Below are 4,498 nucleotides of genomic sequence, written 5' to 3'. Positions count from 1 at the left end.
CGCTACCTGGCCGCCGCCGGCCGGTCCGCGCCCGCCGAGGCGGAGTACCGCCGGCGCTGGCGGCGGCCGACTGCACCGCGCGGGAGCGGGCCACCGCCGCCGCCCACTTGGCCGAGCTGCTGCTGCACCTCGGCCGGTACGCCGAGGCCGGCGAGCAGGCCAGGGAGGCGTTGCAGCTCGCCGCCACGGTCGAGGGCTCCGCCTCGGAGGTGGTGCTGGCCAGCGCCGCGCTCGGCTTCAGCGAGGCCTTCCTGGAGGATCCCGACGCGGGGCTGGCGGTGATGCGGGAGGCGGTGGAGACCGCCGAGCGGTCTGGCCGGCCGGAGGACGTCGCCTGCGCGTACCTGCATCTGGCGGAGCTGCTGACCGGTCCGCTGAACATCCTCGAGGAGGGCGTGGTGGTGGCCCGCCGGGGCGCGGAGCGGGTCGCCGAGCTGGGGCTGGGCCGCACCTGGGAGACCCGGCTGCTGGCCATCGCCACCAACGGCCTGTTCCGGGTGGGGCAGTGGTCGGAGGCGGAGAAGGTGGTCGCGGCGGCGCTGCGGCACCGCCCGTCCGGCGCGGACGCGGTCGAGCTGCTGCTGGCCCGCTGCCGGCTCTCCGTCGGGTACGGCGACATCGAGGCCTCCGACCGGGACCTGGAGGCGGTGGCCACCGTGCTGGCCGGCGGCGGCGCCCGGCACGTGCTGCCGATGCTGATCCTGCGCGCCGGGCTGGCGATGTGGGAGGGGCGGCACGACCTGGCCCGGCAGGCCGTCCAGCGTGGCCTGACCGAGAGCCGCTCCGACGACGTCATCGTGCTGGCCACGCTGGCCTGGCACGGCCTGCGGGCGGAGGCGGAGGCGCACGCCAGCCGCACCATCGCGGTGGACGAGACGGCGGTCCGCCGGCTGCGCGAGGTGGTCGACCGGGTGGCCCGCAAGAGCCAGCACGCCGGCCGCCCGGTGCGCTACATCGTCGACGGCTTCCTCGCGCTCTGCGCGGCCGAGCTGAGCCGGCTCGACGGCCGGGGCGACCCGGAGCTGTGGGCCCGGTCGGCGGCCGAGTGGGACCGCCGGAACCACCCGTACCCGGCGGCCTACTCGCGGCTGCGGCAGGCCGAGGCGTTGCTGGCCCGGCGTAGCCGGGTGGCGACCGCCGGCAAGCTGCTGCGCCAGGCGTACCAGATGGCGCAGGGCCTCGGCGCGGTGCCGTTGAGCTCGGAGATCCGTACCCTGGCCGGTCGCGCCCGGGTGACGCTGGAGGAGCGGCCGTCGCCCGCCGGCGGGCCGCCGGCGCCGGCTCCCCGCCGGCCCGCCGCGGCGCTTCCCGCCGAGCCGGCGGTGGACGAGCTGGCCGTGCTGACCGCCCGGGAACGGGAGGTGCTGGCCGCGGTCGCCGAGGGGCTGACCAACAAGGAGATCGGCCAGCGGCTGTTCATCAGCGAGCGGACCATCGGGGTCCACGTCTCGCACATCTTCGACAAGCTCCAGGTGCGGACCCGGGTGCAGGCGAGCGCGATCTTCCTGCGCAACCGCGTCGAACAGTCGTAGGACCGGCCACCCGACATACGTCGTTCTACTGATCCCGGGCACCGGCGCGGCTGGAAGGCTGTCCCACGTCACCGGTACGGGGGTGGCCGGCCACAGTGGAGGAGAGATGACCGAACCGGTCTGGGGTCCAGTGCACCAGGACATCGTCGGGCTGCTCGCCGACCACCCGGCCGACGTGCCGGCGGTCGTCGACCACCTGACCAAGCTGCAGGACCTGCTGGTCCGGCTGCCGCCGCTGGAGGCGAGCTGTCCCCTGGCGGACTTCAACAAGCTCTACCTGACCATTACCAGCACCGTGCTGGACGGCCTCTACGACGACCGCTTCGCCGATCCGGCCTTCCTGGCCCGGCTGGACGTCGAGTTCGCCGCCCGCTACTTCGACGCGTTGCGGTTCTGGACGGAGTCCAGCCCGAGCACGCCGAAGGCCTGGTCCTGCCTGTTCCAGCGGATGCGCGGCCCGGACGCCCGGCCGCTGCCGTCGGCCGCCGCCGGGGTGAACGCGCACATCAACTTCGACCTGCCGTTCGCGGTGGTGACCACCCTGGAGAGCCTGGAGTCCGAGCCGGTCGACGACAGCGACCAGCACCACGACTACCTGGAGATCAACAAGATCTTCGCGGAGCGGATCCCCGAGCTGCGCCGGGGCTACCTGGACCACTGGCAGCTCATGATCGACATGGTGAACGGCGACATCGACGACTGGTACCAGGGCGAACTGGTGGAGTACACCCGGAACGTGGCCTGGCGTAACGCGCAGAAGATCTGGCGCTGCCGGCACGATCCGGAGGCCCGCGAGTGTGAGCGGACGCGGTTGGACGACAACGCCGCGCTGCTCGGTCGGCTGCTGCTCTCGCCCCTCGGGGCGTTCCTGCAGTAGCCGCGACGGGGGGTTGACATCTGTTGCCAGCGGAGTGGGCGCTGATGCTCTTGAGCGCGCTTCAGTGTTAGAGTGACCGCCGTCGGGCAGGTGATAATCAAACCCATCCGGCGCGCGAGGCCCCTGCGACGGCAGGCTAAACACGCCAGATTGGTCGGTACCGGGAGTGCCTCGGGAACCAGATCCTTCGGGATCGAACGGACGTGGAGACCGTGTAAGACCAGGACCTGTCCTGGCTGTGGTCGTCGAAGCGTCAACCTCGCACCGCGTCAGCGGGTAAGACGAGGAGCGTCCGCTGGTGACGGCGGACTGCGAGTTGGTGTGCTCACCAAAGCGCACTCGCTCGCAACGGTCCCCGCGTTCCGTCGTCCGGCGGAACGCGGGGACATCGTCGTGCCGGCCCGGTGCGAGGATGGGCCGGTGACGGAGACCGAGCTGCCGCTGCCGGGCAACGCCACCGCGGGGGTGGTCCGGGTCGGCGACACCGTCGGGCGGCCGGTCGGCCCGTGGACCGACAGCGTCGACGCGCTGCTGACTCACCTGCACGAGGTCGGCTTCCCCGGCGCGCCGCGCCCGTTGGGCCGGGACGACCGGGGCCGCCAGGTGCTGGAGTACGTGCCGGGGGAGCCCGGCGACCCCGCGGGCACGTACGCCCCGGCCGAGCTGGCGTCGATCGGCGCCCTGCTGGCCGAGTTGCACCGCGCCACGGCGGGTTTCGTGCCGCCGGCGTCAGCGGTGTGGCAGCGGGTCATCCCGCCCGACGGCGCGGACCTGGTCTGCCACCACGACGCGGCGCCGTGGAACCTGGTCCGCTCGCCGCGCGGCTGGGTGCTGATCGACTGGGACTCCGCCGGGCCGGGCACCCGGCTGTGGGAGCTGGCGTACGCGGCGCAGAGCATGGCCGGCATGCGACCGGACCGGCCGGTGCGGGAGTCTGCGCGGCGGCTGCGGGTCTTGGTGGACGGCTACGGCCTGACCGGGGCGGACCGTCCGGCGCTGGCCGGGCTGCTGGGCCGGCGTGCCCGCGCGATGTACGACCTGCTCCGCCGGGGCGCCCGGGACGGCGTGCAGCCCTGGGCCCGGATCCACGCCGAGGACGGCGCGTACTGGCGGGACACGGCCGCCTACCTGGACGCGCACGTCCCGGTCTGGACCGCGGCGCTGGAGTGACTGCTCAGGACCGCCGGGTCCGGCTCCGGTACGCCGCGGCGGCGGCCCGGTTGTTGCACAGCTCGCAGCAGAAGCGTTGCCGGCCGGCGCGGGTCCGGTCGAGGTAGGGGGCCCGGCAGGGGTCGGCCGCGCAGACCCCGAACCGGTCGGCGCCACCGGCCACCGCGGCCCGGGCGAGCGCCCCGGTGACCAGGGCGGCGAAGGGTCCGACCGGGCGGCGTGCGGCAGCGGCGCCAGCCGCAGGGTGCCGTCGGGCGCCGCCTCGACCGCGGTGCCGTCGCTGACCTCGGCCAGCACCTCGTTGAGGGTGGCGATCCGGGCGGTCGGGTCGGGCGCGGCGAAGACCCGGTAGAGCCGTTCGCGCAGGTCCCGCAGTCGGGGCAGGCGGGCCTCGGTCAGCGTCCCGGTGACCTCGGCCAGGCCCAGCTCGCGGCCGGCGGCGTGGAGCCGGGCGACGGTGAGCTGGTCGACCGGTTCCTGGAGCACCCAGTAGCTGTGCAGCAGCGCGACGGCCAGTCGCAGCGCGGGCTCCAGGGGCGGCACGGCGCTCATCCCCGCCCGTCCCGCCGTCCGGTTGTCGACACGTTCCGCCGTCCTTCCGCCCTTGACCGATCGCCGTCCGTCATCCTAGCGCCATCAGTTATAAAACCAATTTAGAAAGTGATGGAGGTGGCTCGTGCGACGTCTGCCCGCACTGCTGTCCACGGCACTGTTCCTGGTTTCCGGCGCGCTCGCCGCGCGGGCGGGGCACGCGCCGAGGTGCCCGCCGGACCCGCGTCGACCCGTCGGGACGCGGTCCTGGTCCGGGACGTCGAGATCCCGGTGCCGGGGCAGCCGGCCGTCCGGGCGTATTTGGTCCGGCCGCGCACCCGGCCGGCCGGGTGCGCCGGTGTGCTGGCCCTGCACTGGTTCGAGCCGG

3 protein-coding genes and 1 pseudogene are annotated in these 4,498 nt (G+C 74.2%); 3 read left to right on the top strand and 1 reads right to left on the bottom strand.

What is annotated here, in order from left to right:
* From JNW87_RS35230 to JNW87_RS41065, 3 genes and pseudogenes are all read left to right on the top strand, one after another.
* Positions 1–1,532: pseudogene (locus JNW87_RS35230) on the top strand (LuxR C-terminal-related transcriptional regulator); the annotation flags it as partial.
* Positions 1,533–1,638: 106 nt separating this feature from the next.
* Positions 1,639–2,409, top strand: coding sequence for a DUF5995 family protein (locus tag JNW87_RS35225; protein WP_109799826.1), 771 nt, complete (start codon positions 1,639–1,641; stop codon positions 2,407–2,409).
* A 420-nt stretch (positions 2,410–2,829) separates the two neighbouring features.
* Positions 2,830–3,579, top strand: a complete 750-nt coding sequence (locus JNW87_RS41065; RefSeq protein WP_109799825.1) for a phosphotransferase enzyme family protein — start codon at positions 2,830–2,832, stop codon at positions 3,577–3,579.
* A gap of 4 nt (positions 3,580–3,583) precedes the next feature.
* Here the strand turns inward: JNW87_RS41065 and JNW87_RS35215 are convergent, their stop codons facing one another.
* Positions 3,584–3,742, bottom strand: coding sequence for a CGNR zinc finger domain-containing protein (locus tag JNW87_RS35215; protein ID WP_238455180.1), 159 nt, complete (start codon positions 3,740–3,742; stop codon positions 3,584–3,586).
* Positions 3,743–4,498 lie beyond the last annotated feature (756 nt).

Origin of the sequence: Micromonospora sp. ATA51 (genome assembly GCF_016802855.1) — a bacterium.
GTDB classification, from domain to species: domain Bacteria; phylum Actinomycetota; class Actinomycetes; order Mycobacteriales; family Micromonosporaceae; genus Micromonospora; species Micromonospora sicca.
The sequence above is the reverse complement of the archived record's forward strand: the minus strand, read 5'-3'. Positions and strand labels throughout refer to the sequence as shown.